The sequence below is a fragment of the Rathayibacter sp. PhB179 genome, assembly GCF_004345345.1.
Lineage (GTDB): Bacteria > Actinomycetota > Actinomycetes > Actinomycetales > Microbacteriaceae > Rathayibacter > Rathayibacter festucae.
This window is the reverse complement of record NZ_SLVD01000012.1, coordinates 79,405-101,506: the sequence shown is the minus strand read 5'-3', so window position 1 is coordinate 101,506 and position 22,102 is coordinate 79,405. Positions and strand designations below refer to the sequence as shown.

The following is a 22,102-nucleotide window of genomic DNA, read 5'->3' as shown; positions in this document are numbered from 1 at the left end:
CGGGTGTTCTCGGAGCGGGTCAGGCCGCGGGAGTGGTCTCGATCTCGGCGATGCCGGCGAAGGTCGACTCGTCGACCGCTCCGACGGCCGAGATCGACGACGGCCCCCGGGCCAAGTCTGCCGCGAGTGCCTGGACGTCCTCCGCGCCGACGAGGGCGAGTCGGCGCAGGCTCTCGTCGAGGTCGACGAACTCGCCGAAGGTCAGCTCGGAGCGGCCGAGCCGCGACATCCGGGTGTCCGAGTCCTCCAGGGCGAGCGCTGCCGCGCCGGACAGCTGGCCGCGGGCGCGGGCGAGCTCCTCGGCGGTGACGCCGTGCTCGGCCAGGCGGGTGAACTCGGCCAGCAGCAGCTCGGCGACGGTACCCGCCTTCGACGGCGTGCAGGCCGCGTAGAGGCCGAAGAGCCCCGCGTCGGAGTAGGACGGGGCGAACGAGTAGACGGAGTAGGCCAGGCCGCGCTTCTCGCGCACCTCCTGGAAGAGGCGCGAGGACATGCCGCCGCCGAGGATCGAGTTCAGCACGCCCATCGTCATCCGCCGGTCGTCCGCGGCGGCCAGGCCGGGGAAGCCGATCAGCAGGTTCGCCTGCTCGGTCGGGCGGTGGGTGATCGAGAGGGCGGTGCCGCGGGTGAAGACGGCCGAGCCGCCGACGCGGCGCTCGACCGGCGCGGCCGGCGTGCTGAGGTCCCAGCCGTCGGCGGCGAGGACGCGCTCGAGCTGCGCGACGAGCACCTCGTGGTCGACCGCTCCCGCGACCGTGACGACGAGGTCGCGCGGGCGGTAGGCGGCGCGGTAGTGCGCCCAGACGGCGTCGCGGGTGGCCTCGCCGATGATGGCGGGGGTGCCGCCGATCGGGCGCCCGAGCGGGTGCTCGCCGAAGACGGCCTCGAAGAGCCGCTCGCTGGCGACGTCGGCCGGGTCGTCGTCGGCCATCGCGAGCTCCTCGAGGATGACGCCCCGCTCGGTCTCGAACTCGGCCGGGTCGAGCAGGCTCGACGTGACCATGTCGCCGATGACCTCGACCGCCATCGGCAGATCGCGGTCCTGCACCTTGGCGTAGTAGCACGTGTACTCCTTGGCGGTCAGCGCGTTGTGCTCGCCGCCGACCGAGTCGAAGGCGACCGCGATGTCGAGCGCCGACCGGGTGCCCGTGCCCTTGAAGAGCAGGTGCTCGAGGAAGTGCGTGGAGCCGAAGTTGGACGGCACGGCGGGACGGCCGTCGACCGCGGGCAGGGCGGGCGCCTCGTCGCGGGAGCCGGCTGCGACCCAGAAGCCGATCGTCGCGCTGCGGGCCCCGGGCATCGCCTCGCTGAGGATGCGGACACCGCTCGAGAGGACGGTCCGGCGGACGAGCGAGCCGCCGGCGGCCCCGATGGTCGTCTCCGGCTGTTCGAGAGGGAGTGCGACGCCGTGGTTCATCCGGCACAGCTTAGGCCACCTGCACCGGGTGATCCCTGCGCGACCCGTCAGCGGCGGGCGCGCTCCAGGGCCGCCAGGTGCCCGGCGTCGAGCTCGAGCGAGACGGCGCGCACCACGGCGTCGACGTCGGCCGGAGAGCGCGGAGCGACCGCAGCCGCGGTCACTCCCGGCCGGGAGAGCAGCCAGGCCAGTGCGACGGCGGCCGGGGTGGCCGAGAGCTCGGCGCCGATGGCGTCGAGGGCGACCAGCACGCGCCGCCCGCGCCGCCCGACGTGGGCGGCGGCGAGGACGCCGTCGGGGAGCCGGCCGAGCTGCCGGCGGCCGCGCTCGACGCCGTCGAGGAAGCCGTGCGCGAGCGGCGCCGTGCAGAGCAGCGAGAGACCCTGGCCGGCCGCGACCAGACCGAGGTCGCCGTCCGCCCGGGTGCTGTCGAGCAGGCTGTAGGGCAGCTCGACGCCGGCGAACCGCGGGTGGCCGTGGCCGGCGAGCACGCGCGCCTCGAAGAGCTCCTCGGCGGCGAACCCCGAGGCGACGGCGGTGCCGACGAGCCCGCGGGCGAGCAGCACCTCGACGGCGCTGAGCAGCTGGTCGAGCCGTCCGGCACCGTCGGGGCGGACCGCCAGGACGTCGAGTCGCTCGGCTCCGAGCCGCCGGAGCGACTCCTCGACGCGGGTCACCAGGGCGCGCGGGGAGGCGACGGCGGACGGGGAGCCGCCGAAGCGGCCGAGCAGCCGGAACCGATCGCGGTCGCGGTGCCCGGCGAGCCAGGCGCCGACCCGCTCCTCCCCCGTCGCGGTTCCGACCGTGTCCGCGACGACGACGCCGTCGCCGCCCCAGGCCGCGAAGCGCTCGAGCAGGTCGGGGCCGCCGACCTCGCGCCGCGCGAGCGCTGCGGCGTCGAGGACGAGCGGGAAGAGGACCTCGGCCGTGTCGCCGAGAGAGCGCCGGAGGGCGGCGGGGGCCACGACGGGCCCGCTGTCCGCGAGGGGCGGATGCGCCGCGGTGCCGCGCATCGTCCGAGCGCCGGAGCCGGCCTTCACCCTCGCCACTCGCCCACTCCCCCGCGGCGGTCGGGTCCGCCGAGACCGAGGGTATCCGAGCGCGGCGGGCGCCTCGCGGGGCGCTCGGGAACGCTTAATCCGATCGTTACACGGTGTTCTCCGGCGGTCTCGCGAGGGTGCCCGGCGACGGTGCGGCGACCCCGCCGGCGTCGGTGGTGGCGGCTAGATTCGGGCCATGGAGCCCCTCACCCCGACCCCCGCGACGCCCTGGTGGACGAGCGCGGTCGTCTACCAGATCTACCCCCGCTCGTTCGCCGACTCGAACGGCGACGGGTTCGGCGACCTCGGCGGCATCCGCGCGCATCTCGACCACCTCGCCGACCTCGGCGTGAACGTCGTCTGGCTGTCGCCGGTCTACCCGTCGCCCCAGCACGACAACGGCTACGACATCTCGGACTACCAGGACATCGACCCGCTGTTCGGCTCGCTCGAGGAGTTCGACCTGCTCCTCGCCGAGGCGCACGAGCGCGGCATCAAGCTGGTGATGGACCTCGTGGTGAACCACACCAGCGACGAGCACGCCTGGTTCGTGCAGTCGCGCTCCTCGCAGGAGGACGCGAAGCGCGACTGGTACTGGTGGCGGCAGGGGCGCGAGAACGCGGCTCGGGAGGCGGTGCTCGCGCCGGACGCCGAGCTCGAGGCGACCGCGGAGGCGGGCCTCGACGTCGCCGAGCCCAACGGCTGGCGCTCCTACTTCTCCGGCCCGGCCTGGACCCTCGATCCGGCGACCGACGAGTACTTCCTGCACCTCTTCGCGGTGCAGCAGCCCGACCTCAACTGGGAGAACCCGGAGGTCCGGCACGCGGTGCACGCGATGATGAACTGGTGGCTCGACCGCGGGGTCGACGGCTTCCGGATGGACGTCATCAACCTGGTCTCCAAGAACGTCGAGGAGATCGACGGGCTTGGCGGCGGCTCCGGGATCGTCGGCGGGGTGGGCCCCCGGCTGCACGAGTACCTCCGCGAGATGAACGAGGCGGTGTTCGCCGGGCGCGACGCCGCGCTGATGACGGTCGGCGAGATGCCGGGCGTCACCCTCGAGGAGGCGGTGCTCGTCACCGACCCGGAGCGGCGCGAGCTCGACATGGTCTTCCAGTTCGAGCACGTCGGGATCGACCACGGCGTCGACAAGTTCCACCCGGTCCCGCTCGATCTCGTCGCCCTCAAGGCGAATCTCGCCCGCTGGCAGGACGGGCTCGCCGAGCGCGGCTGGAACAGCCTCTACCTCGGCAACCACGACCAGCCCCGGCTGGTGTCCCGCTTCGGCGACGACGCCGCCTGGCGCTACGAGTCGGCCACGCTCTGGGCGACGCTCCTGCACCTGCAGCGCGGCACGCCGTACATCTACCAGGGCGACGAGATCGGCATGACCAACGTGCCGTTCGCCGGCATCGAGGACTTCCGCGACGTCGAGTCGCTGAACTACTACGCCGAGGCGGTGGAGGAGCGCGGCGAGGACCCGGAGCAGGTGCTCGCGGGCCTGCGCGCGCAGAGCCGCGACAACGCGCGGACGCCGGTGCAGTGGGACGGCGGACCGCAGGCCGGCTTCACGACGGGCGAGCCGTGGATCCCGGTCAACCCGAACCACGTCGAGGTGAACGTCGCGGCCGACCGTGCGGCGGAGCGCTCCGTCTTCGAGTACTACCGCGCGCTGATCGCGCTGCGGCACGAGGACGAGACGGTGCAGCTGGGCCGCTTCGCCCTGCTCGAGGCCGAGCATCCGACGCTCTTCGCGTTCACCCGCACCGGGGCGAGCGAGCTGCTCGTGGTCGGCAACGTCTCCGGCGAGCCGCTCGAGGTCGCGCTGCTCGAGGAGTGGGCCGGAGCCGAGACGGTGCTGGGCAACGTCGCGGGCGCGTCGGGCTCGACGCTCGGGCCGTGGGAGGCGCGCATCCTGCGTCGCTGACCGCCGGCCCGGCAGCGCCCCTGCTCCGACGGGGCGCTGCCGGGCCGGCCTGTGCTGCCGGCCGACCCGTGGGGGCGCCGCTCAGGCGGAGGCGCGGTCGAGCTGGGCGATCTCGCTCCGGGTGATCGGCAGCGTGGCGGCTCCGAAGATCGACGCCACCTCCTCGGCGCCGCGGGCGCGCACGATGACGGCCGAGACCTCCTGGTGCGCGAGGACCCAGGCGAGCGCGGCGGTGCCGGGGTTGCTGCCGTGCGCCTCCGCGACCTCGTCGAGCGCCGCGAGCACCTTGTTGCCGTGCCGGCCGACGTAGTCGAGCGCGGCCTCGAACATGACCGACTCCGGCTCGTCGGAGCGGTGGCGCAGCCGACCCGTCAGGTAGCCGCTCGCGAGCGGCAGGCGGGCGAGGGTGCCGAGACCCTGGCGGAGCACCTCGGGGGCGACGTCCGCCTCGTAGTGCTTGCGCTCCATCAGGTTGTACTCGGCGATCACCGCGGTGAAGGCGGGCAGGCCGAGGTCGCGGGCGGCCGCCTCCGCCTCGGCCAGGGCGGCGCCGCTGAAGTGCGCCGCGCCCAGGGCGCCGACCGAGCCGTTCTCGATGAACGGGGCGACGGCGGCGAGGCTCTCGGCGATCGGGACCTCCGGGTCCTCGCTGTCGAAGGAGAGCAGGTCGATCCGGGTGCCGAGCCGCTCCAGGCAGCCCTCGATCGCGACCCGCACGTCCTCGGCCGCGAGGCCCGGGGCGTCGGGGTGGCGGCCGACCTTGGTGGCGACGAGCAGCTCGTCGCGCCGGGTGGACTGCTCGAGCCAGCGGCCGATCATGTACTCGCTGCGCCCGGTGGCGTAGTGGTCGGCGGTCGAGATCAGCGTCCCGCCGAGCTCGGCGAACGCGTCGAGGACCTCGGTGGTCTCGTCGATGCTCGCGGCCCAGCCGAAGACGGAGCCGTCGAGGGCGACCGGGTGCACGGGCAGACCGGTGGCTCCGAGGAGGCGGGGCGGAAGGGGCGTCTCCGGCGCGAGGGCCGGGGGCGTCGAGTCGGTCACGGGGTCCTCCGGTCGGGGCGGTGCGACGGCACGGTCCCGCCACCGTACCCCACGGACGACGGGCCGCCGGCCCACCGGGGTGCGGCCGCACCCCGGGAACGACGGACGCCCGCCCCGCACGAGTGGGACGGCCACCACTCCTGGGAACGACGGACGCCCGCCCCACCGGAGTGGGACGGCCACCACCCCGGGAACGACGGACGCCCGCCCCACGCGAGTGGGACGGGCGTCGGTCGTGCGGGAGGGATCAGCTCTCGGCGGGGACCTCGACGGGCGCCTCGGCGTCCTCGGCCACGACGGGCGCGAGGGACAGCTTGCCGCGGTCGTCGATCTTGGTGATCGAGACGAGCAGCTTCTGGCCGACTCCGAGGACGTCCTCGACGTTCTCGACGCGCTTGCCACCGGCGAGCTTGCGGACCTCGCTGATGTGCAGCAGGCCGTCCTTGCCGGGCAGGAGCGAGACGAACGCACCGAAGGTCGCGATCTTGACGACGGTTCCGAGGAACTGCTCGCCGACCTCGGGGTTGGTCGGGTTCGCGATGGCGTTGACCTGGGCGCGAGCGGCCTCGGCCGACGGTCCGTCGACGGCGCCGATGTAGACGGTGCCGTCCTCCTCGATGGAGATGTCGGCGCCGGTCTCGTCCTGGATCGCGTTGATCGTCTTGCCCTTGGGGCCGATCAGCTCGCCGATCTTGTCGACGGGGATCTGGACCGAGATCACGCGGGGCGCGGTCGGGGCCATCTCGTCGGGCTGGTCGATGGCCGCCGTGAGCACCGCGAGGATCGTGGTGCGGGCGTCCTTGGCCTGCTTGAGCGCGGCGTCGAGGACCGAGGACGGGATGCCGTCGAGCTTCGTGTCGAGCTGGATGGCCGTGACGTACTCGGAGGTGCCGGCGACCTTGAAGTCCATGTCGCCGAGCGCGTCCTCGGCGCCCAGGATGTCGGTCAGCGCCGCGTAGCGGGTGTGACCGTCGACCACGTCGGAGACGAGGCCCATCGCGATGCCCGCGACCGGGGCGCGCAGCGGCACACCGGCGTTGAGGAGCGACAGGGTCGACGCGCAGACGGAGCCCATCGAGGTGGAGCCGTTGGAGCTGAGCGCCTCGGACACCTGGCGGATCGCGTAGGGGAACTCCTCGCGGCTCGGCAGCACCGGCACGAGGGCGCGCTCGGCGAGGAAGCCGTGCCCGATCTCGCGACGCTTCGGCGACCCGACGCGGCCGGTCTCACCGGTCGAGTAGGGCGGGAAGTTGTAGTGGTGCAGGTAGCGCTTCTTCGTGACGGGCGACAGCGAGTCGATCTGCTGCTCCATCTTGAGCATGTTCAGCGTGGTGACGCCCAGGATCTGGGTCTCGCCGCGCTGGAAGATCGCCGAGCCGTGGACGCGCGGGATGACCTGCACCTCGGCGTCGAGCGGTCGGATGTCGGCCAGGCCGCGGCCGTCGATGCGGACGCCGTCGCGGAGGATGCGGCCGCGGACGACCACCTTCGTGACGGACTTGTACGCGGCGCCGACCTGCGCGAAGGCCTCGGCGGAGAGGCGGCCGGAGGCGATGCGCTCGGCGATCTGCTCCTTGACCTTCGCCTTGAGGGCGTCGTCGGCGTCCTGACGCTCGACCTTGTCGGCGATCTGGTAGACGCGGACGAGCTCGTCGTAGCTGAGCTCGGCGACGTTGTCGTAGGTCTCCTGCGCGTAGGGCAGGAAGACCGGGTAGTCCTTGACCGGCTTCGCGGTCTCGGCGGCCAGCTTCGACTGCGCCTCGACGAGCGCACGGAGGAAGGGCTTGGCGGCCTCGAGGCCCTGGGCGACGACGGCCTCGTCGGGCTTGGTGGCGCCCGCCTTGATGAGGTTCCACGAGACGTCGGTGGCCTCGGCCTCGACCATCATGATGGCGACGTCCGAGGAGCCGTCCTCGTTGGTGACGACGCGGCCCGCGACGGTGAGGTCGAAGACGGCGTTCTCGAGCTGCGAGGCCTTGGGGAAGGCGACCCACTGGTCGTTGCCGGAGCCGTCGGACATGAGCGCGAGGCGCACACCGGCGACCGGGCCCGAGAAGGGCAGGCCGGAGATCTGGGTCGAGGCGCTCGCGGCGTTGATCGCGAGGGCGTCGTAGAACTCGTCCGGGGCGATGCTGAGGACCGTGATGACGATCTGGACCTCGTTGCGCAGGCCCTCGACGAACGAGGGGCGCAGCGGCCGGTCGATCAGACGGCAGACCAGGATCGCCTCGGTGGAGGGGCGGCCCTCGCGGCGGAAGAACGAGCCGGGGATCTTGCCGGCGGCGTAGGAGCGCTCCTCGACGTCGACGGTCAGCGGGAAGAAGTCGAAGTTGTCCTTCGGGTTCTTCGACGCCGAGGTGGCGGAGAGGAGCATGGTGTCCTCGTCGAGGTACGCGGCGACCGCGCCCTGAGCCTGCTGCGCGAGGCGGCCGGTCTCGAAGCGGACGGTGCGGGTGCCGTACGAGCCGTTGTCGAGAACGGCTTCGGCGAATGTGATTTCAGGACCTTCCAAGAGGTCTGTCTCCTTAACGTCTGCAGCGGCACCCCTCTGGGCGCCGGCGTTCGTCGGAGCGGCATGACGGTCAGGAATCGCACGCGATCCCACGGCAGGGCTTCGTGCCGTGCCGTCGTGTGGAGGGCGTTCGTGCTGGCCACCAGTAGAAGGGCTCCGGGTCTGCCCGACATCGTCCACTGCGCTGCAGCAGCGCGTGATGTCGCGAACCGGGACTCCACCACCGAGGACCAGCTTCCTGCCGGCCTGCTCCGTGGTTCGAACCCGACGGCGACCGGCGGTCGCTTCCGGATTCGGAACCGGTTCATGCTATCAGTGCGGGCCCCGATCGACCAGGAACCGCGCGAGTGCCGCGCGGCTCCGCCCCGGGGTCACCGCCGCACGGCTACCAGATCGTGCCGGCCCCGACGGTGATCGCCGCGAGCATCAGCGCGCCGAGGACGAGTCCGACCACCGCGCGGGTCACGCCCGCGCCCCGCCGCGCGCCGCCCTTGACGAGGCCGACGACGCCGAAGACGACCGCGAGCACGTCGAGCGGGCCGCCGAGCAGCAGGCCGATGAACAGCGGGATCGGGGTCAGGAGCACGCCCAGGATCCCGAGCACGAGAGACGCGGTCGCAGCGGCGTTGCCGAGCGGGGCCGCGGGCGGTGCGAGCGGAGCGAGGTCGCCGGTCCACGCGCGGCCGTCCCAGTAGCGCTGCGTGTTCACCTGCGCCGGGTCCGGGTACCAGCCGGCCGGCGGACCCGCGGCGGCCGGCTCGTCCCAGAAGCCGGCCGCCGAGCGGTCGGCGCCGGCCGGGCCCTCCGCGTCAGCCACGGGTCTCGTGCATCAGCAGCTGGACCCGGAGACCGCCCTTGCCCTTCACGATGCGGGCGGGGATGCGCGGCTGCTTGCCGGCCTCCGTGAGCCGGGCCAGCGCGGCCTCGACGACGTTCTCGAGCCCGCGGGGCACGTAGCCGACGAGGTCGGTCGGCCGGTGGTTCGCGAAGAGCCGGACCGGCATCGGCGCATCGGTGCGCTCCTCCTCGATCGTGCGGCGCGGGATGACCGCCGTGATCTCCTCCTCGCCGAGGGCGTGCACGCGGGCCAGCTCGTCCTGGTGCGGCAGCGAGTCGGCGATGCCCAGGAGGGTGTCGCCGCGCTTGGACTTGGGCCGCAGCTCGTAGTCGTAGTCGTCGAGCTTGCCCGAGCCGCGGTCGCCGGCGGGCAGGGGGTCGGAGTCGGAGCGGCCGAAGGAGAAGAGCTTCATGCCTCCATCATGGAGCGCCGGGACCGCCTCTGTCGCGGGCCGCGCCCGCCTCCCGCGGCGGGCGTCCTCAGACGGCCGAGCGCAGCATCCGCGCGATCGCCACCAGTACGAGCGCGAGCACGATCGCCACGAAGCCGACCAGCACCGGGACCGCGGGGAGGACGGCGAGCGCCGCGCCGATCAGGAGGACCGGGACCGCGAGACCGACGTAGGAGGCGAGGAACATCCCGGCGAGGACCTCGCCGCGGGTCTCGTCCGAGGCGAGCGAGCCGGCGACCCCGAGCGCCAGGCGGAAGATCAGGCCGACGCCGGCCCCGGCGATCACGCCGCCGCCGATGAAGGCGGGCAGCACCACGGCGACCGCGCCCCAGGCGACGAGCACGAGCCCGACGGTGAGGGCCGTGGCGGAGAGGAGCAGCGCGCGGCGGACGGGCAGCCGCGCGGCGGTCAGCTGGGCGACGGCGCCGGCCGCGAAGACGCCGAACGAGACGACGCCCGCCAGCAGGTGCGAGGTCTCGCCGAAGCGGCCGGCCAGGAAGGTCGGCGCGAGCGAGGTGAAGAGGCCGAAGACGGCGAAGCCGGCGAACGCGCCGACGGCGGCCGAGAGGAAGGTGCCGCGCGAGGCCGCGGGCACGGCGAGCCGCTGCGGCCGGTAGGCGGGCAGCTCCTCCCGGCGCTCGACGGTCTCGGGGACGAGGGCGACCGCGATGCCGAGCACGACGAGCAGCACGAGGAAGACCTCGTAGGGCACGACGAGCGGGCGGTCGACGGTCACCGCGAGAACGCCGCCGATCAGCGGGCCGAGGGCCAGGCCGCCGACGTTGACGAGGGTCGAGACGGCGCGCGAGGCACCGGGTCCCTCCTCCGGCCGGGCGATCGCGCGGAGCTCGGAGAGGTGGGCGGTCGCGGTCGCGGTGAGCGCGCCGACGCCGATGCCGGTCAGCAGACGGGCGACGATCAGGCCCGGCACGTCCGGCCAGAGCAGGAAGACGATGCTCGCGAGCACCTCGACGAGGATCGCGGCGAGCAGGATGCGGCGCCGGCCGAGCCAGTCGCTGACGTGACCGGCGAGGAAGAGGCTGGCCACCACTCCGACGGCGTAGGCCGCGAAGATCACCGTCACGACGAAGGCGGGGAAGCCGTCGCGCTGCTGGTAGATCGCGTAGAGCGGGGTCGGCACGGTCGAGAAGGCCATCACGGAGAGGAAGGCGACCGCGATCACCCAGAAGCCGAGGTGGTGCCCGAGCTCGGGGCGGCGTGAGGCGGAGGAGGCGGTGCGGGCGGTCGTGCGCTCGGCGGGGGTTCCGGTGGTCGGCATGCGCCCAGACTGCTCCTCCCGATCGTCCACGTCCAACGGAGGATCATGGACGCATTGATCGACGATCCTGCATGATTCTCGGATGGACGATCGTCAGCTCGCCGCCTTCGTCGCCGTCGCGGAGGAGCTCAGCTTCACCCGCGCGGCCGCCCGCCTCTACGTGGTGCAGTCGACGCTGTCGGCGACCGTCCGCGCGCTCGAGCAGGACCTGGGGGCGCCGCTGTTCACCCGCTCGACGCGGCGCGTGGCGCTGACGGCCGTCGGCGAGGCGCTGCTGCCCTCGGCCCGCGCGGCGATCGACAGCGTCGACCGGATGCGCTCGCTCGCGGCGGAGGACGCGGCGGGGCTCCGCGGCCGGGTCCGGGTCGGCACCTTCTCGGCGCTCGACGTCCTCGACCTGCCGGGTGTCCTCGGCGCGTTCCGGCGGCGGCATCCGCTGGTCGACCTGCTCCTGCGCACCTCGCCGAGCGGATCGACCGGGCTGGCGGAGGACCTGCGCCGTGGCCGCCTCGATGTGGCGCTGCTCGCGCTGCCGGTCGCCGAGCTGGACGATCTCGCCGTGACGACCGTCGTCCGCGACCGCTACGTGCTGCTGGTCGACAGCGCGGACCCGCTCGCGGGGCTGGTGCGGCCCTCCCCCGCGGACCTGGAGGGCGCGGCGTTCATCGACACCCCGTCCGGGTTCGGCAACCGCGTCAGCGTGGACCGGGCCTTCCGCGCGGCGGGAGCGACGCGACGGGTCGCGACCGAGGTCGCCGACCTGCCCGCGATCCCGCTCTTCGTGCAGGCCGGTCTGGGACCCGCGGTGGTGCCCCGATCGGGCATCGCGCCGCTGGAGGGGGTGACCGCGATCGAGCTCGACTGGCCCGGGCTGGTCTGGGAGGTCTCGGTCTGCAGTGCGCAGCGTCCCTCCGCGGCCGTGCAGGCCCTCACCGCGCTGCTGGCGGAGCGGACCGGGGCGGTCTGACGCCTCGGCCGGTCCGGCCCGGCGGGCGCTCAGCCCTCGCGAAGGGGCCCGCGGACGATCGAGTCGCCCGAGTGCTGCGGGTCGCCGTCGTCGGGCTCCTCGGAGATGTCGACGAGCGAGTACTCGGAGAGGTCGATGTCGGCGGGGACCGTGAAGCGGCCGTCCGTGCCGTCCAGCACCCCGAGCCCCACCAGTCCGGTGGCGTCGGCGGCGATCAGCCAGACCTCGCGGTAGGAGTCGGTCGCGCCGGCCGCGTCGAGGTGCACGACCAGCCGGCGCTCGCCGTCGGCGTCCTCGAGCTCGGCGCTGCCGCTCGCGCCCTGCCAGTCGGGGAAGGCGGCGAGATCGGCGCGGGCGACCACGACCGCGTCGGTGCCCTGCGAGGCCTGCAGCCAGAAGCCGCCGACGACGCCGATCGCCAGGGCCGCGAGGGCGGCGAGCGCCGCGGGGAGCAGTCGGCGAGCGCGCGGTCGGCGGTGCGCGGGCGTGTGGCGGCCCACCGGGAGCGCGGTGACCGGGGCGATCGGCGCATCCGCGGTCCCCAGCGCGAGCTCGCCGCGGATCCGGTCCCAGACCTCCGCCGGCGGCGCCTCGAGGGTCAGCGAGCGGCTCTGCCGGCCGAGACCGGCGGCGTGGCCGAGCTCGACCAGCTGCTGAGCGCACTCGGGGCACGCCTCGAGGTGGGCGGCGACGTCGGCGGAGGAGTCCTCGCCGAGGGCGAGGAGGGCGAGCTCGTCGGGATCGAGGTGGGTCATGTGCTGCTCACCTCCAATCGGGAGCGGAGTCTGTCGAGACTGCGGCGGATGTGGCTCTTGACGGTGCCGAGCGGCAGGCCTGTCCGCTCGGCGATCTCGGTGTGGGTCAGGTCGTCGTAGAAGGCGAGGCTCATCACCCGCCGCGGGACAGGGTCGAGGCGGGCGAGCTCGTCGGCCACCAGGACCCGCTCCTCGAGGTCGACCGCCGGCTCGCCCTCGTCCACCGGGGCGACCGCGACCAGCGCGGCGGTGAGCCGGCGCTCGCGCGAGCGGTTCTCGTGGGCGTCCGCGATGCGCTTGCGCGAGATCCCGACCAGCCAGGCGCCGAGCGCCGCTCGGCCGGGGTCGAAGCTGCCGCGTCCCGTCCAGGCCGAGACGAAGACGCGCTGGACCACGTCCTCGGCGTCGCCGCGATCGTCGAGCGAGCGCAGGGCGAGGGTGAAGACGAGCGGGGACCAGCGGGAGTAGGCCTCGGCGAGCGCCGACTCCTCCCCCGCGGCGAACCGGAGGCCGAGGCGCTGCACGAGGGCGCGCTCATCGGCGGCCTCGTCGTCGGGCTCGCGGGTCTGGGCGTCGCTCAGGGGGGTCCTCCTGGACTGGGGGCGGCAGCGGGGCCCGGTCGCGAGTGGCTCGGCGGCCTGCGGCGCTGCGGTGAGGCTCATGCTACGGCTCGCTCACAGCGGGAGCACGGAAGCGGCCGGTCGGGGTCGTCGTCGGGCGGTCACGGCGAGGGGGTCGCGGTGACGACCACGTTGCTGAGGTAGTGGCGGGTGTCGTAGTCGAAGTCGCCGCCGCAGGTGATCAGGACCAGGCGGGCGGCGCCGTCCTGGACGAAGACGCTCGAGAGGTCGACCGTGGTCTTCTCCGTGGTCTCGACGGTGTCCACCGTGTAGACGCGCTGGACGCCGTCCTCGCCCGTCAGGCCGATGTGCTGGCCGGGCTGCGCCTTCTTCAGCTCGGCGAACGGGCCGAGCCCGTAGGTGAGGGAGTCGACGTGGGCGGCGATCACGGTCGTCCCCTCGGCGGCGTCGAGCCCCCGGCCGTAGCGGTACCAGCCGGCCACGTCGGTGTCGGGGACCAGCTCCATCGTGCCGTCGTCGGCGACGCCGACCGGCTGCACCGGCATGTCGATCGGCAGGCCGTCGACGACCAGGCGCGTCGGCGCGAGCACCACCGGCGCGGGAGTCGCACCGAGGCGGGCGTCCGCGACCGGGACGTCCGGCACCGCGGCGGCGGACGGGCCGGGAGTGCTGGAGGGGATCGCGGCCGGCGTCGACGTCGGGAGCGGCGCACTCGCGTCAGGGGCGGGCACGACCCCGACCGCCTGTGCCGAGCAGCCGCCGAGGCCGAGGCCGACCGCGATCGCGCCGACCACGAGGAGAGCGCGCGGCCGGGTGGGGATCCTGCTCATCACGTCCTCCTCTCGTCGTGGTCGGCGGCCGGCCCGGGTGCGGGGGCACACCGGGCCGGCGGTCTTCGGTGCCGGTCGGGGACCGGCGGTCTTCGGTGCCGGTCGGGGACCGGCGGTCGTCCGCGTCGGTCAGCGACCGGCGGCGGCCTTGCGGCGACCGATCAGCGCGGCGCCGATCAGCGCGAGCGAGGCGAGGGCGGCAGCGCCCCACCAGCCCGCGGCCGCGTCGGTGCGGTTGTCGGCGGCGAGGCCGGCCTCACCGGCGGGGACACCGGACGGCGAGGAGTGCAGACCGCCGATGGTCTGCGTCGCGAGGGCGAGGTCGCCCTTCTCCAGGCTGCCCCAGGCGTAGACGATCGTGTTGACGCCCTCCTGGACCTGGACGTCGGCCGGGCCGATGACCGGAGCGGTGGTCCCGGTCGCGGCGACCACTGTCGAGATCGTGGCCGGAGCGAGGTTCAGGACGCCCTCGTTCGGGTTGGTCACGTTCGTCAGCACGGGCGAGCCGCCGGCGAGGATGTCCACGGCGGGCGCCGCGGCGATGTGGCGGACCGTGAGGCGTCCCTCTCCGGCCGCGGTGGCGGAGATGTCGTTCGGGAACAGCGTCGCGGTGGGGGTGTTGTCGGGCGTGAGGTGCGCGGCGACGGTGTAGCTCTTGCCGGCCTCGAGCGCGAGGTCGACCGGGCCGATGACGGGAGCGCTCGCGTCGGCGGCGTCCGCGGCGGTGATCGCGACGGTGTACGTCCCGGTGGGCAGGTCGAGCGGGCCGGCCAGCGAGCCGGGCGTGAAGTCGTCGAGCGTCAGTGCTCCGTTGACGTACACGTCGACCGGGGTGTCGGGGACCGCGTGCAGCACGTAGAGGTCGGCCGAGTCGGCGTCGGCCGCGCTCGCGGGGGCGGCGGCGAGACCGGCGACGGCGAGAGTGCCGAGGCAGGCTCCGGCGAGCAGGCGGTGGGTGAGGCGGGAGGTGGTCACGGTGTTCCTCTTTCACGACGGGACCCGCGGGCGGGTCGGTGGGTTCTCGAGAAGGGCCTTCACCACTACTTCCGGCCGAGGGGCCTCCGCGGATGCACCGGACCGGAGAATTCTCGAAGGAATTCCCGTCCCTTCCCCACCGGTCGCGCTCAGGGCCTGGTCAGGGCCCGGTTCCGGGTCTAGCCTCCGAGCAGAGGGAGTCCCGCATGGTGCGTCGAGGCACGGTGGCGTCCGCGCTCGATCGGGTGCGGCGGGGTGGAGTGCGGCCGGATCGCTCCGTCGCCGCCGTGCGTCGCCGCGACTCCCCCGGCCGGCTCCTCGGCGCGACCGCCGCCTCCGCCGCCGCGATCGCGGTGCTCGCGCTCGCCCTCGCCGCCCTCGCTCCCCTCGCCGGGCTGCCCTCCGCGGCCGGCGGGACGACCGGGCCGTGCGACGAGCCGCGCGAGCTGCTCGCCGCCTCCTCCGTGCTCGACCGCGAGGGCGAGGCACTGGCCGGGCACTTGCTGGCCTGCGTCGACGCCGACCACCGGAGTCTGACCATCCACAACGACACCCCCGTCGTCTGGGTGCTGAGCGATCCCGGGGTGCGCGGGGTGGTCGGTCAGAGCGACCCGCGCCGCGACGCCGGAGTCACCGGTCTGCTGAGCGCGTACTCCGCTCGGATCGGCCGCGGCCTGGTGCTCCCTCCTGGAGCGTCCGCCGCGATCTCGGCCGGTCCGGGCCGGCTGGCGCCGCGACCGGACGAGGAGGCGACCCGGCTGTTCCTCGCGCTGACGGCGATCGTCGGGGCCCAGGATCAGGTGCGGGCCACCGAGCCGGCGCGAGCGCCGCGGAGCGTGGTCCGGACGGCGGCGCTGACCTGCGCGCTCGCGCTCGTGCGGGACGGCGCCGCCCCCGGCGCCGCGTCGATCACCCGGGCGGCCGGCGAGCCCGCCTGCTCGGACGCCTGGCAGCGGGCGCAGGCGAAGGCCCTCGACGACCGGTGGACTCTGCCCGGTCTCGCCGAGGCCCTGGCGCTGCCCGGACGACCCGAGGCGGACGCCGCACTCGCGCGGTCGGCGGCCGACTGGTTCGCGGCGTCGGCCGGCTTCTCCTGGGGCGGCGTCGACCGGCCGGAGCGCCTGGACTGAGCACGCCGCCGGGGCGCGCGATGCCGGGGAACTCGGTGGCCGGGAACGCGGAACGGGCCGCCCTCCCGGAGGAGAGCGGCCCGTTCAGAAGAAGATCGCGGTGTCATCGAGACCCCGCGCCCGACCCGGTGAGGGGAGGAGCGGAGGGGACTATCGACGCAGGCCGAGACGCTCGATCAGCGAGCGGTAGCGGCTGATGTCCACGTCCGACAGGTAGCCGAGGAGTCGACGGCGCTGACCCACGAGCAGCAGCAGACCACGACGCGAGTGGTGGTCGTGCTTGTGCTCCTTGAGGTGCTCGGTGAGGTCCTTGATCCGCTTGGTCAGGACGGCCACCTGCACCTCGGGGGATCCGGTGTCACCGGGGTGGGTCGCGTACTCTTCGATGATCGCCTTCTTGACGTCTGCTTCGAGTGCCATGAATGGGATCCCCTCTCTCTCGTTGCGCGGTGCCCTGCGCCTGATGCGTGGGCTCTCTTGATCCGCGGCCGTTGGACGGCAACCTGAGGAGCCTACCAGAGCGCGGGGGCCGGTGGTCGAGCGGATCGGTCGCCGGCCGGCGGGGGCCGGTGGGGACCGGTGGGTCAGGCGCCGACGGCCCGGTTCCAGAGCTCGACGAGCCACGGCGAGACGAGCAGCTCCCAGAAGAGGACGACGAGCACGTTCAGCACGACGCCGATCCAGCCGGCGATCGCCGGACGGCCCTCGCGGCGTCGCGCGCGGATCGAGGAGACGCCGAGCAGCACGCCGGCGAGCAGGAGCGCGTGGATGATCGCGGTGTAGAGAACGCCGACGAGCAGGTCGCTGACGGCCTGGTCGCCCGGGTAGGCGCCGAGCGAGATGATCGCGTACCAGACGAAGAACGCGATCGGGACGACGACGATCGCGAGGAGGATCGACGCCGTCCCGGCCCCGTAGCGTCGGCGGAGCGCGGCGAAGCGGCCGCCCGAGGCCGCGGCGCTCGAGCTCGCGGTGCGGGTCCGGGTGCGCGGAGCGGGGGCGGCGCGGCGCGCGGGGGCGGCGCCGGCGACGCGCGACGCGGTGGTGCGCGGGCGTCGGGGCGCGCCGTCGGATGACGTGCTCATGCTCCCCACCCTACGGGCTCCGTCCTGACGGCCCCGTGCGCCCGATCGCCGCGCTGCACCACCGCGCAGCACCGCCGCCGTCGCCTCCGCGCGGACCCTGCGGGCAGGCACGAGAATGGAGCGGGTGAGCCAGCCCCCCTCCGCGCCCCGGCGCAGCCATGTCGTCGACCTCTCCCCCCTCCGCGAGTCCCCCGCCTTCGCCCGCCTCTGGGCGGGCAACGTGATCTCCGGCATCGGCGGGCAGATGACGATCGTCGCCGTCGGCCTGCACATCTACGAGCTGACCGGATCGACGCTCGCCGTCGCGATGGTCGGCGTGGTGGCGCTGGTGCCGACCGTGATCGCCGGCTTGTACGGCGGCATGCTCGCCGACGCCTTCGACCGGCGGCTGGTGCTGCTGCTCTCCGCGATCGTCGCCTGGGGTTCGACCGCGGCGATCGCGGCGCTCGCCTGGTTCGGCGCGGAGACCCCGCTCACGCTCTACGCCCTGACGGCGGTCAACGCCGTGGCGACGACCATCATCGGCGCGACCCGGATGACGGTGGCGCCGCGGCTGCTGCGGCTCGAGCTGGTGCCGGCGGCGGCGGCGCTCGGCGGGATCGCGGGCGGCGTGGAGGTGACGGTCGGGCCGGCTCTCGCGGGCGTGCTGGTCGCCTCCTCCGGCTTCGCGGTGACCTACACGATCGACGTGGTGCTCTTCCTCGCGGCGTTCCTCGGCATCGCCGGGCTGCCCGCGCTGGTGCCCGAGGGCGAGCGGCAGCGGCCGGGGCTGGAGTCGCTGCGCTACGGGCTGCGGTTCCTCCGCGGGGCGCCGAACATCCGGCTGTCCTTCCTCGTCGACATCGTGGCGATGACGTTCGGGCAGCCGCGGGTCGTCTTCCCGGCGGCGGCGGCACTGCTGCTGGGCGGCGGTGCGGTGACGGTCGGCTTCCTCACTGCGGCGTACGCGGTCGGGGCGCTGCTGAGCAGCGTCTTCTCGGGGCGGCTGATCGGGGTGCGGCATCAGGGGCTCGCGATCAGCCGGTCGATCCAGGCCTACGGAGCGCTGATCCTCGGCTTCGGCGCGGTGCTGCTGGTCGCGGAGCTGACGGCGCACGACGCCTCCGAGCCGAACCTCGGCCTGATCGCGGCGGCGTCGGTCGCGCTCGCGGGAGCCGGTGCGGCCGACAACGTCAGCTCGATCTTCCGGCAGACGATGCTGCAGACCGCGGTGCCCGACAACATGCGCGGGCGGCTGCAGGGCGTCTTCATCGTGGTGGTGACGGGCGGACCGCGGGTCGGCGACCTCTACACGGGGCTGCTCGCCTCGCTCGCACTGCTCTGGCTGCCGCCGCTGGCCGGCGGACTGGCGATCGTCCTGATCCTGGCGGCGGTGCTGCGGCTCAGCCCGGGCTTCCGGCGCTACGACGCGCTGCACCCGGTGGCCTGAGGCACGGGGAGGGACGACCGCGTCGCACCCCGCTGGACGGGCGTGCGACGCGGTCGAGGGGCTACTCGCCCGCGTAGGCGCCGGCGGCGTTGCCGTCGGTGAGGTCGTCGGAGACCTCGCCGCTGTCGTCGTCGCGTCCCTCGACGCGGACGGGGCGGTAGACGTGGAAGCCGTCGATCTCGCCGTCCAGCTCCCAGACGACCTCGACCTCCTCGCCGTCGATGTCGGCGACGCGGGTGAGGGAGCGCTGAGGGGAGCCGTCGATGAGTTCGAGGCGGATGCTCTCCTGCTCCGCGCCGCTGTCGAGCATGGCCGTGTACGTGGTGGTGTCCATCCCTCGACGCTAGCCAGGCCGTCGGCGCGCTCGCCACCCCTTGCGGCGGCCGTGCTTCCGCGTAGCGTCGGCAGCATGACCGACACCACCATCACCCCCGCCACGGACGACGACCGCGCTCAGATCACCGAGATCGTGAAGAGCGCGAAGATCGGACTCCTCACCACCGTCAACGAGACCGGGCAGCTCGTCAGCCGGCCGCTCGCCGCGCAGGACGTCGACTTCGACGGCGACCTCTGGTTCTTCACCCAGGACCCGTCGGCGAAGGTCGACGACATCCGCGCCAACCCGAGCGTGAACGTCGCGTTCGAGTCGAAGAAGGGCTACCTCTCGGTGGCCGGCTCGGCGACCGTCGTGCACGACCCCGCCAAGGTGGACGAGCTGTGGTCGCCCTCGATCTCGGCCTGGTTCCCCGACGGCAAGGACGACCCGACCGTCGCGCTGCTGCGCGTCTCGGCCGAGACCGTCGAGCTCTGGGTGACCGACTCCCCCGCCCCCGTCGTGCTCTTCAAGGTCGCCAAGGCGGCCGTCACCGGCGGCCAGCCCGACATCGGCGAGAACCGCACCGTCTCCTTCGAGTAGCCGCGGCTCCTTCCCCTCCGCGAGATGCCACTTGTGCACGCTTTCCACGGCGTGTCGTGCTCATAAGTGGCATCTCGCGGAAGGGGGACAGCGCCGCGGACGCTTTCCGCGAGATGCCAGTTGTGCACGCATTTCACGGCGTGTCGCGTGCACAAGTGGCATCTCGCGGGAGGTGCAGGGGCTACGGGCCGCCGAAGCGCTCGGTGCGGACTCGGGCGGGGTCGTGGCCCTGGGCGACCAGGGCAGTGGCGACGGCCTCGACGAAGGCGGTGGGGCCGCAGACGTAGACCGTCGGCTCCTCGGAGGCGGGGATCGCCGTGGTGGCCAGCAGCTCGGGGGTGAGCCGGCCCGCGGGACGAGCGGCGCCGGGCGGGGCGACGCGGGTGTACACGAGCTCGGTCTCGACGCCGCCGCGGTCGGCGGGCAGCTCGCCGAGTGCGCGCAGGTCGTCGCGGTAGTAGGCGAAGACGCTGGAGCGCACGGAGTAGAGCAGGCGCATCGGTGCGGCGCTCCCGACGCGGCCGTGCTCGCGGGCCATCGCCATCAGCGGGACCAGCCCGCTGCCGCCGGCGATCAGCTGCACCGGCCCGGTCTGCTCGGGACGCCAGACGAACCAGCCGCCGATCGGACCGCGCACCTCGAGGCGGTCACCCGCCTCCAGTCCCTCGACAAGGTACGGCGAGACCTCGCCGTCGTCGAGGCGCTCGACGGCCAGCTCGACGCGCTCGCCGTCGGAGGGGGCGCCGATGGAGTAGGAGCGGCTCGCCTGGTAGCCGTCGGGCGCGGTGAGCCGCACGTCGAGGTGCTGCCCGGCGAGGTGCCCGGGCCAGCCGGGGACGCGGAGCGCGATCAGTCGCGAGGTCGGAGTGAGCGGCAGGACCGACTCGGTCACCGCCTCCGTCCAGATCACCAGTAGCGCTCCTCCTTCCAGGGATCGCCGTGCATGTGGTAGCCGTTCTGCTCCCAGAAGCCGGGTTCGTCGCCGGGCATGAGGCGGAGGCTGCGGACCCACTTCGCGCTCTTCCAGAGGTAGAGGTGCGGCACGAGCAGCCGCGCGGGGCCGCCGTGCTCGGCCGCGAGCGGCGCGCCCTCGAACTCGGTCGCGATCCAGGCCTTGCCGTCGCGGATCTCGGAGAGCGGCAGGTTGGTCGTGTAGCCGCCGTAGCTCTGCGCCATCACGAAGCCGGCGTCGCTCTCGATGCCGTCGAGCAGGAGGTCGACCGAGACGCCGCGCCAGTTCGTCGCGAGCTTGGACCAGCGCGTGACGCAGTGGAGGTCGGTGTGGATGTCCTCGCGGGGCAGCGCGGCGAACTCGTCCGCCGTCCAGCGGCGCGCCCCGGCGGGGCCGGCGTCGATCGAGAAGGCCCACTCGTGGATGTTCGGGGTCGGCCCGATCGAGAGGACGGGGAAGCCCTTCTCCAGGTACTGGCCCGGCGGGATGTCCGGGTTCTGCTCGCGCTTGCCGAAGAAGCCCCGCGTGATGATGCCCATGTCCGCCTCAAGTCCTCGGGTGCGCCCCGGTCCGTGGATGCCGCTCGTCGCTCGCCAGGCTAGCGCGCGGCGCCCCGCTACCGCATCGGGCCGCGAGCGGCGAGCCCACGACCGTGTCGGGGGTGGGTGCGAGGATCGGGCCATGAGCAGAACAGTCGTGCCGCCGTATCTCCTCGTCCGCATCGCCCGACTCGACGACCCGGCGTTCGCCCGGGCCGCGCGGGCGGCCAGCCGCTCGCTCGAGCAGGACGTGCCCTTCCGTCGCGTCCGGCCGGGCGAGCCCTCCCCCGGTCGCTCGACCGCCACCGCGTCGCCGGTCCCCCGCGCGGAGCGGGTCGCCGCCCTCCAGCGGACCATCTCGGACGCGCAGTCGACCGAGACCCTGCCCGGCACCGTCGTGCGCACTGAGGGCGCTCCCGCCACCGGCGACGCCGCGGCGGACGAGGCCTACGACGGGCTCGGCGCGATGTCCGAGTTCCTGCAGCAGGCCTTCGGCCGCGACTCGATCGACGACGCCTGGCTGCCGCTGGACGCGACGGTGCACTTCGGCGAGGACTACGACAACGCCTTCTGGGACGGCTCGCGCATGGTCTTCGGCGACGGCGACGGGCAGGTCTTCCGCCGGTTCACGGTCTCGCAGAGCGTGATCGGGCACGAGTTGGCGCACGGGATCACCGAGTACACCGCCAACCTGGTCTACCGCGGGCAGTCGGGGGCGCTCAACGAGTCGATCTCGGACGTGTTCGGCGCGATGCTCGAGCAGTTCGGCGCCGGCCAGAGCGCGGAGGACGCGAGCTGGCTGATCGGCGAGGGCCTCTTCACCGACGAGGTGCAGGGCACCGCGCTGCGCTCGATGATCGCGCCGGGCACCGCCTACGACGACGACGTGCTCGGGAAGGACCCGCAGCCCGGCTCGATGGCCGACTACGTCGACACCGAGGACGACAACGGCGGCGTGCACATCAACTCCGGCATCCCCAACCGCGCCTTCGCGGTCGCGGCGCTCGAGCTCGGCGGTCCCTCGTGGGAGCGCGCGGGGCAGGTCTGGTACGACGTGCTGACCGGCGGCGTGCTGACGGCGACGGCGGACTTCGAGGGCTTCGCGGCGCTCACCGTGACCGCGGCGGCCGAGCGCTTCGGCGCCGGCTCCGAGGTCGAGGCGGCGGTCCGCACCGGCTGGACGACGGTGGGGGTCGCGCTGCCGGAGTAGCGGCCTCCCCCTGCTGGTCGAGGAGCCCCGCAGGGGCGTATCGAGACCCACCACCGTCAGCAGTCCGGTCCGTGGACTCGCCTCTCGGCGGTGGTGGATCTACTTGGAAGAGACGCCCGCAGACATGCTGGTCGAGTAGCCCCGCAGGGGCGTATCGAGACCCACCCCCGCATGAACGTCAGTCTCTTCCCCGCCCTGCGCTGGCGCCGAAGGCGCCCCCTCCGCTCG

At 73.8% G+C, this 22,102-nt stretch carries 22 protein-coding genes; 6 read left to right on the top strand and 16 right to left on the bottom strand.

The window, feature by feature from the left end:
• Positions 1-19 precede the first annotated feature (19 nt).
• Both EDF43_RS20135 and EDF43_RS20130 read right to left on the bottom strand, forming a co-directional pair.
• Positions 20-1,417, bottom strand: a complete 1,398-nt coding sequence (locus tag EDF43_RS20135) for a pitrilysin family protein (RefSeq protein WP_123737198.1) — start codon at positions 1,415-1,417, stop codon at positions 20-22.
• A 47-nt stretch (positions 1,418-1,464) separates the two neighbouring features.
• Positions 1,465-2,466 carry an aldo/keto reductase gene (locus EDF43_RS20130; RefSeq protein WP_132438254.1) on the bottom strand — a complete coding sequence of 334 codons (1,002 nt, stop codon included), beginning with the start codon at positions 2,464-2,466 and terminating at the stop codon, positions 1,465-1,467.
• 187 nt (positions 2,467-2,653) lie between these two features.
• On the opposite strand from EDF43_RS20130, the gene EDF43_RS20125 reads away from it, so the two are divergent.
• Positions 2,654-4,384: an alpha-glucosidase gene (locus EDF43_RS20125; protein WP_132438255.1), complete on the top strand. Its 1,731-nt coding sequence runs from the start codon at positions 2,654-2,656 to the stop codon at positions 4,382-4,384.
• A gap of 81 nt (positions 4,385-4,465) precedes the next feature.
• Here the strand turns inward: EDF43_RS20125 and EDF43_RS20120 are convergent, their stop codons facing one another.
• The 5 genes from EDF43_RS20120 to EDF43_RS20100 all read right to left on the bottom strand — a co-directional run bounded on the left by EDF43_RS20120 (position 4,466) and on the right by EDF43_RS20100 (position 10,505).
• A complete protein-coding gene (locus EDF43_RS20120; RefSeq protein WP_165909215.1) occupies positions 4,466-5,425 on the bottom strand; it encodes an aldo/keto reductase in 960 nt (319 codons plus the stop codon).
• Between the two features lie 247 nt (positions 5,426-5,672).
• Complete coding sequence (locus EDF43_RS20115) at positions 5,673-7,937, bottom strand: polyribonucleotide nucleotidyltransferase (RefSeq protein WP_123447886.1); 2,265 nt, start codon at positions 7,935-7,937, stop codon at positions 5,673-5,675.
• Between the two features lie 385 nt (positions 7,938-8,322).
• Positions 8,323-8,754, bottom strand: a complete 432-nt coding sequence (locus EDF43_RS22215; RefSeq protein WP_123737202.1) for a DUF2510 domain-containing protein — start codon at positions 8,752-8,754, stop codon at positions 8,323-8,325.
• Complete coding sequence (locus EDF43_RS20105; RefSeq protein ID WP_123447888.1) at positions 8,747-9,187, bottom strand: hypothetical protein; 441 nt, start codon at positions 9,185-9,187, stop codon at positions 8,747-8,749. Before EDF43_RS20105 ends, EDF43_RS22215 begins: the two co-directional genes overlap by 8 nt.
• A 67-nt stretch (positions 9,188-9,254) precedes the next feature.
• On the bottom strand, positions 9,255-10,505 hold the full coding sequence (locus EDF43_RS20100; RefSeq protein ID WP_132438257.1) for an MFS transporter: 1,251 nt from the start codon (positions 10,503-10,505) through the stop codon (positions 9,255-9,257).
• An 82-nt stretch (positions 10,506-10,587) separates the two neighbouring features.
• On the opposite strand from EDF43_RS20100, the gene EDF43_RS20095 reads away from it, so the two are divergent.
• Positions 10,588-11,472, top strand: a complete 885-nt coding sequence (locus EDF43_RS20095) for a LysR family transcriptional regulator (protein WP_132438258.1) — start codon at positions 10,588-10,590, stop codon at positions 11,470-11,472.
• 29 nt (positions 11,473-11,501) lie between these two features.
• Here the strand turns inward: EDF43_RS20095 and EDF43_RS20090 are convergent, their stop codons facing one another.
• The 4 genes from EDF43_RS20090 to EDF43_RS20075 form a co-directional block, all read right to left on the bottom strand.
• Positions 11,502-12,227: an anti-sigma factor gene (locus EDF43_RS20090; protein ID WP_132438259.1), complete on the bottom strand. Its 726-nt coding sequence runs from the start codon at positions 12,225-12,227 to the stop codon at positions 11,502-11,504.
• A complete protein-coding gene (locus EDF43_RS20085; RefSeq protein ID WP_132438260.1) occupies positions 12,224-12,889 on the bottom strand; it encodes a sigma-70 family RNA polymerase sigma factor in 666 nt (221 codons plus the stop codon). The genes EDF43_RS20090 and EDF43_RS20085 overlap by 4 nt, the downstream gene beginning before the upstream one ends.
• 59 nt (positions 12,890-12,948) lie before the next feature.
• A complete protein-coding gene (locus tag EDF43_RS22455; RefSeq protein ID WP_132438261.1) occupies positions 12,949-13,638 on the bottom strand; it encodes a class F sortase in 690 nt (229 codons plus the stop codon).
• Between the two features lie 129 nt (positions 13,639-13,767).
• Positions 13,768-14,613 carry a DUF4397 domain-containing protein gene (locus tag EDF43_RS20075; RefSeq protein WP_132438262.1) on the bottom strand — a complete coding sequence of 282 codons (846 nt, stop codon included), beginning with the start codon at positions 14,611-14,613 and terminating at the stop codon, positions 13,768-13,770.
• Positions 14,614-14,819: 206 nt separating this feature from the next.
• Between EDF43_RS20075 and EDF43_RS20070 the strand changes: the two genes are divergently transcribed.
• Positions 14,820-15,743 (top strand): hypothetical protein, encoded by a 924-nt coding sequence (locus EDF43_RS20070; protein ID WP_132438263.1) that lies wholly within the window; start codon positions 14,820-14,822, stop codon positions 15,741-15,743.
• A gap of 150 nt (positions 15,744-15,893) precedes the next feature.
• Here EDF43_RS20070 and rpsO read toward each other — a convergent pair whose 3' ends face one another.
• Both rpsO and EDF43_RS20060 read right to left on the bottom strand, forming a co-directional pair.
• Positions 15,894-16,163 carry a 30S ribosomal protein S15 gene (gene rpsO / locus EDF43_RS20065; RefSeq protein ID WP_123447896.1) on the bottom strand — a complete coding sequence of 90 codons (270 nt, stop codon included), beginning with the start codon at positions 16,161-16,163 and terminating at the stop codon, positions 15,894-15,896.
• Positions 16,164-16,327: 164 nt separating this feature from the next.
• Positions 16,328-16,828 (bottom strand): hypothetical protein, encoded by a 501-nt coding sequence (locus tag EDF43_RS20060; protein WP_123737210.1) that lies wholly within the window; start codon positions 16,826-16,828, stop codon positions 16,328-16,330.
• 124 nt (positions 16,829-16,952) lie between these two features.
• On the opposite strand from EDF43_RS20060, the gene EDF43_RS20055 reads away from it, so the two are divergent.
• The gene (locus EDF43_RS20055) at positions 16,953-18,257 is read left to right on the top strand and encodes an MFS transporter (RefSeq protein ID WP_243646379.1); all 1,305 of its coding nucleotides are present in this window, start codon (positions 16,953-16,955) and stop codon (positions 18,255-18,257) included.
• Between the two features lie 61 nt (positions 18,258-18,318).
• On the opposite strand, the gene EDF43_RS20050 is transcribed toward EDF43_RS20055, so the two are convergent.
• The gene (locus tag EDF43_RS20050) at positions 18,319-18,591 is read right to left on the bottom strand and encodes a hypothetical protein (protein ID WP_123704987.1); all 273 of its coding nucleotides are present in this window, start codon (positions 18,589-18,591) and stop codon (positions 18,319-18,321) included.
• A gap of 75 nt (positions 18,592-18,666) precedes the next feature.
• Between EDF43_RS20050 and EDF43_RS20045 the strand changes: the two genes are divergently transcribed.
• Positions 18,667-19,173: a pyridoxamine 5'-phosphate oxidase family protein gene (locus EDF43_RS20045; protein WP_123737212.1), complete on the top strand. Its 507-nt coding sequence runs from the start codon at positions 18,667-18,669 to the stop codon at positions 19,171-19,173.
• Positions 19,174-19,354: 181 nt separating this feature from the next.
• Here the strand turns inward: EDF43_RS20045 and EDF43_RS20040 are convergent, their stop codons facing one another.
• A complete protein-coding gene (locus EDF43_RS20040) occupies positions 19,355-20,083 on the bottom strand; it encodes a ferredoxin reductase (RefSeq protein WP_243646380.1) in 729 nt (242 codons plus the stop codon).
• Positions 20,080-20,664 carry a molybdopterin-dependent oxidoreductase gene (locus tag EDF43_RS20035; protein ID WP_123704990.1) on the bottom strand — a complete coding sequence of 195 codons (585 nt, stop codon included), beginning with the start codon at positions 20,662-20,664 and terminating at the stop codon, positions 20,080-20,082. The genes EDF43_RS20040 and EDF43_RS20035 overlap by 4 nt, the downstream gene beginning before the upstream one ends.
• Positions 20,665-20,806: 142 nt before the next feature.
• Here EDF43_RS20035 and EDF43_RS20030 point away from each other — a divergent pair, with 142 nt between their 5' ends.
• Complete coding sequence (locus EDF43_RS20030) at positions 20,807-21,874, top strand: M4 family metallopeptidase (RefSeq protein ID WP_123737213.1); 1,068 nt, start codon at positions 20,807-20,809, stop codon at positions 21,872-21,874.
• Positions 21,875-22,102: the final 228 nt, after the last annotated feature.